At 69.5% G+C, this 4813-nt stretch carries 5 protein-coding genes; 3 read left to right on the forward strand and 2 right to left on the reverse strand.

The window, feature by feature from the left end; genetic code table 11:
- The 3 genes from thiC to AC1D2E_RS34705 form a co-directional block, all read left to right on the forward strand.
- A partial coding sequence (gene thiC / locus AC1D2E_RS34695) for a phosphomethylpyrimidine synthase ThiC (protein WP_478201608.1) occupies positions 1 to 1015 on the forward strand: 1015 nt, incomplete at its 5' end.
- Positions 1016 to 1132: 117 nt separating this feature from the next.
- Positions 1133 to 1825 carry an HAD family hydrolase gene (locus tag AC1D2E_RS34700; RefSeq protein ID WP_478201609.1) on the forward strand — a complete coding sequence of 231 codons (693 nt, stop codon included), beginning with the start codon at positions 1133 to 1135 and terminating at the stop codon, positions 1823 to 1825.
- A gap of 10 nt (positions 1826 to 1835) precedes the next feature.
- Entirely contained in the window at positions 1836 to 3212 is a 1377-nt protein-coding gene (locus AC1D2E_RS34705; protein WP_478201610.1) for a patatin-like phospholipase family protein, read from the forward strand.
- A gap of 9 nt (positions 3213 to 3221) precedes the next feature.
- Here the strand turns inward: AC1D2E_RS34705 and AC1D2E_RS34710 are convergent, their stop codons facing one another.
- Positions 3222 to 3425, reverse strand: a complete 204-nt coding sequence (locus tag AC1D2E_RS34710; RefSeq protein ID WP_478172405.1) for a hypothetical protein — start codon at positions 3423 to 3425, stop codon at positions 3222 to 3224.
- Between the two features lie 74 nt (positions 3426 to 3499).
- Complete coding sequence (locus tag AC1D2E_RS34715; protein ID WP_478201611.1) at positions 3500 to 4552, reverse strand: AraC family transcriptional regulator; 1053 nt, start codon at positions 4550 to 4552, stop codon at positions 3500 to 3502.
- Positions 4553 to 4813 lie beyond the last annotated feature (261 nt).

A 4813-nucleotide genomic window follows, 5' to 3' on the forward strand; every position in this document is an offset into this window, starting at 1 on the left:
CGAGAAGGTCGGCGGCGTGGCCGAGGACCTGACCTGGGAGATCTACCGCGACACCCTGATCGAGCAGGCCGAGCAGGGCGTGGACTACTTCACGATCCATGCGGGGCTGCGCCTGCCCTTCATCCACCTCACGGCGGACCGCCGCACCGGCATCGTCTCGCGCGGCGGCTCGATCATGGCCAAGTGGTGCATCTCGCACCACAAGGAGAGCTTCCTCTACACCCACTTCGAGGACATCTGCGACATCATGAAGGCCTACGACGTGAGCTTCTCGCTCGGCGACGGCCTGCGCCCCGGCTGCGCATCGGATGCCAACGACGAAGCGCAGTTCGCCGAGCTGCGTACCCTCGGCGAGCTCACGCAGATCGCCTGGAAGCACGACGTGCAGACCATGATCGAAGGGCCCGGCCATGTGCCGATGCACCTGATCCAGGCCAACATGGACGAGCAGCTCAAGCACTGCCACGAGGCGCCGTTCTACACGCTCGGCCCGCTGACCATCGACATTGCGCCGGGCTACGACCACATCGCCAGCGCGATCGGCGCGGCGATGATCGGCTGGGCCGGCACCGCGATGCTGTGCTACGTCACGCCCAAGGAACACCTGGGCCTGCCGGACCGCGACGACGTCAAGCAGGGGATCATCGCGTACAAGATCGCGGCGCATGCGGCCGACGTGGCCAAGGGCCATCCGGGCGCGCGCTCGCGCGACGACGCGCTGTCCAAGGCGCGCTTCGAGTTCCGCTGGCAGGACCAGTTCAACCTGGGCCTCGACCCCGACACCGCGCGCGAGTTCCACGACGAGACCTTGCCCAAGGACAGCAGCAAGGTGGCGCACTTCTGCTCGATGTGCGGGCCGAAGTTCTGTTCGATGAAGATCACGCAGGAGGTGCGCGAGTACGCCGCCCAGCGCGGCATCGAGGCCATCGATGCGGCCCTGGACGGCATGGCCGGCAAGTCGGCGGAGTTCAAGGCCGCGGGCGGCGAGATCTACATTCCGATCCGGTCGGCCTGAGCATTGTCGTGGGGGTAGGCCGGCGCCGGGCCGCCCCAAGGCGGCCTGCGGCCCCCTCGGGGGGCAGCGACCACACGAAGTGAGGGAGCGTGGGGGCTACATGGTTAGGATCGCCCCATGACTCCCATCCCTTTCGAAGCCGTCCTGTTCGACTGCGACGGCGTCCTGGTCGACTCCGAACCCATCACCAACCGTGTGCTCGCCGAGATGCTCGGCGAGCTCGGCTGGAGCCTCAGCACCGAGGAGTCGATGCGCATCTTCACCGGCAAGGCGGTCAAGGACGAGGCCGCGCTGATCGAGGCCAGGACCGGCTTCGCGATCACGCCCGAATGGCTGCACGGCTTTCGCGGCCGCCGCAACGAGGCGCTCGAGCGCGACCTGCTGGCCATTCCGAACGCCGCGCTGGCCGTGCGCGCCCTGCATGCGGCGCTCGATGGCCGGATCGCCTGCGCTTCGGGCGCCGACCGCCACAAGGTGGAATTGCAGCTCGCGAAGATCGGCATCTTCGACTGCTTCGAGGGCCGCATCTTCAGCGGCCACGAAATGCCGCGCTCCAAGCCCGCGCCCGACGTCTACCTGGCGGCCGCATCGGCGCTCGGCGTCGACCCGGCGCGCTGCGCGGTGGTCGAGGACACGGTCACCGGGGCCATGGCCGGCGTCGCCGCCGGCGCGACCGTGTTCGGCTACAGCCCGACCGACCTGGGCCACAGCGGGCCCGAAGCGCTGCGTGCCGTCGGCGCGACGCAGGTGTTCACCGACATGGCGCAACTGCCGGCGCTGCTGGCCGACTGGCGCTCCGCGTTCGCCTGAAGACGCCTCCATGCACGGCTTGCGCGCGCTCTGTGGCCTCTTGATCGCCGCCAGCCTGGCGGGCTGTTCGTCGATCAGGCCGTGGCTCAACGAGCCCCTGGTCGACGAGCCGCCGCCGGCCTCGGTCATCATGGCGCCGGAGTCGGGCCGGGATCCGACGATCCTGGTGGCCGTCGCGCTGTCCGGCGGCGGTGCGCGGGCCGCCGCATTCGGCTACGGCGTTCTGGAGGAACTGCGCCGCACCAAGTTCGATCTGAACGGCCGCCACGCCGACCTGCTCGACGCCACAGACGTGATCAGCGGGGTGTCGGGCGGCAGCATCCTGGCGGCCTACTACGCGGTCTTCGGCGCCGACAGGCTGCAGGACTTCGAACGCGACTTCCTGCGCCAGAACTTCCAGAACAGCCTGATCCTGCAGGCGCTGCGGCCCGGCAGCCTGTACGACCTGAGCTCCCCCTGGTACGGGCGCAGCCACCTGCTGGCGCGCCGGCTCGACGAGATCTACGAGGGCAAGACCTACGCCGACATCGAGCGCAACCCGCGCCATCCGCAACTGGTGATCGCGGCCACCGACATGTCGCTGGGCACGGCCTTCGAGTTCACGGCCGACCAGTTCGCACTGATCTGCTCCGACCTGCAGAGCGTGCCCCTGTCCTTCGCGGTCGCGGCCTCGTCGGCGGTGCCGATCCTGCTGAGTCCGCTGACGCTGAAGAACTATTCGCGGGAATGCCGCGAGCGCGGCATCGTGCCGCGGCTGGCGGGGCGCGGCGGTGGCAACTACCGGGCCCGCATGTTCCGCATGCAGGCCAACAGTTACCTGGACGCCCAGAGCCGCCCTTTCATCCACCTGGTCGACGGCGGCGTCGCCGACAACCTCGCGGTGCGCCGGCTGCTCGACCGCGCCTTGATCGGCGGCGGATTGCGGGAGAGCTTCGACGAAGTCGGCATCCCGCGCGGCAGCGTGCGCAAKCTGGTGGTGATCAGCGTCAATTCGGCGCGCGACCCGGCCAACAATGTCGACCAGATCGATGCCGTGCCGGGCGTCCGGGCGGTGGCCGACACGCTGCTGTTCGGCGCCGGCGCGCGCGCCACCCTGGAGACCCAGGAGTTCCTGCTGGACACCGCCCGCCAATGGCGGGAGGACCTCAGGACGCGCAATGCCGATGGCTCGGACGCCTTCGCCCCCGATGCCGAGATCCACGTCGTGCAGGTGAACCTGCGCGACGCCGCGGACGGCGAATTGCGGCAGCGGCTGCTCCAGGTGCCGACCGCGTTCTCGATCAGCGACGACGAGGTGACGCGGCTGATCGCAGCCGGGCGCAGCGTGCTGCAGCGTTCGCCCGATTTCCAGGCGTTGAAGAAGTCGCTGGGCGCCGCCGAGGACTGAAGCGAAGGCTCAGGCGTTGCCGCGCGGCAGCGTGGCCCTGGCCATCGTGGTCAGCGAGAGCGTCATCGCCTGGGCCCGGTCCGCCCACATGCGCGACACCAGAAGGTCCGCGTTTTCAGTCACGAAGCCGCTGTTGCGGGTGCGGCCCGAAGTGGCGATGAAATCCATCAGGTCGGCGAAGGCGTCGCTGTCGGTGTCGGGAATCTGCTGCATGGGGCGATGGTAGGCCGCGCCGGGCCACCTTCCTGTCGGACGCCGGCGCATCGGACGATTCCGAGCACACTATTTCACGAATCCGCGTTCCCCTTGCTTGGCGGCAGGCCGTGCCGCCGGAAGGTGCCTGGTGCGACGCCGGTCCAGCCGCGAAAGGCGCGCGAGAAGCTTTTCTCATTGCGAAAACCGACCGCCAGCGCGATCTGCTTGATCGGCCGGTCGGTACGGCGCAGCTGGTCGGCAGCCGCTTCGTGCCGGATCTCGTCCTTGAGTGCCTGCAGCGAGACGCCTTCTTCCATCAGCTGGCGGTGCAGGGTGCGGCTCGACAGGTTCAGCAGGGCCGCCAGCGCCTCGGCGGTGGCGGCTTCGGCGGCACGGCTGCGCAGCAGTTCGCGCACCCGCTGGCCGAGCAGCCGGTCGCGCCGGTATTGCAGCACCGTGAGCGGCAGGGCGCGCCGCAGCATGGTGCGCAGCGCCGCCTCGTCGCGCCGCAGCGGCAGCGCCAGGTAGCGCGGGTCGAAGCTGTAGCTGGCCCGGTCGGCGCCGAAGCGCAGGCTGCCACCGAACATCAGCGGATAGGCCTCGCGGTGCGGCGGCGCCTCGAACGGAAAGGCGGTGGCGCTCAGCGACACCCGCGAATCGATGGCCCAGCAGGCGTAGCCATGCAGGAAGCGCAGGTTCGACACCAGGCAGAACTCGCGGAACTCGCCGAGCGGGCGGTGCTCGGTGATCGACACGGTCGCCAGCCCGCCGGCCACCGAGAGTTCGAGCGCGATGTCGTCGGTCAGGAGCCGCAGGTGCCTGCACCAGCGCTTGATCGCGACGCCCAGGTCGGGCGCCCCCAGCGAGGCCCGGCACAGCATGCCGTAGCTGCCCCAGGGGAGCCGGCGCCGGAACCAGCCGAGCGCTTCGTCGTCGAGCTGCTGCATCGCGAAACCCGACAGCGTCTCGAACTGCGCCGCGGTCACGCGTGCGGCCGGATCCGCGAGTTCATGCGGCGTGATCTGTGCCTCGGCCAGGGCCGCCGAAGGGTCGACGCCGTAGCGCTCGTAGGCCCGCACGATCGCTTGGACGAAGGCCATCGGCGTGGCCGCGCGGCGGGTGCTCTGGAGCGGTGACGAGGGCATGGTGGCGAACGGGAAGGGTGGCGGGATTTGCAACCATTGTGGCGCCAAATGCACCGGCACACGGCGTAAGCTGCGCCTCTCCGCCCGGGAAATTTCCGGTGCGAGCCCGACCGACCAAGGAGACAAACCCATGCACCATCCCGGCCTGAACTTCGACCTGGGCGACACCATCGATTCCCTGCGCGACGCGATCCAGGACTTCGCCGCCCACGAGATCACGCCGCGCGCTGCCGACATCGACCGCGAGAACCTGTTCCCGGC

It is taken from the genome of Variovorax sp. P1_H2, from assembly GCF_056405295.1.

Coding starts and splice junctions, on each gene's coding strand:
- AC1D2E_RS34700 (WP_478201609.1), top strand. CDS start 1,133: ATGACTCCCATCCCTTTCGAAGCCGTCCTGTTCGACTGCGACGGCGTC.
- AC1D2E_RS34710 (WP_478172405.1), bottom strand. CDS start 3,425: ATGCAGCAGATTCCCGACACCGACAGCGACGCCTTCGCCGACCTGATG.
- AC1D2E_RS34715 (WP_478201611.1), bottom strand. CDS start 4,552: ATGCCCTCGTCACCGCTCCAGAGCACCCGCCGCGCGGCCACGCCGATG.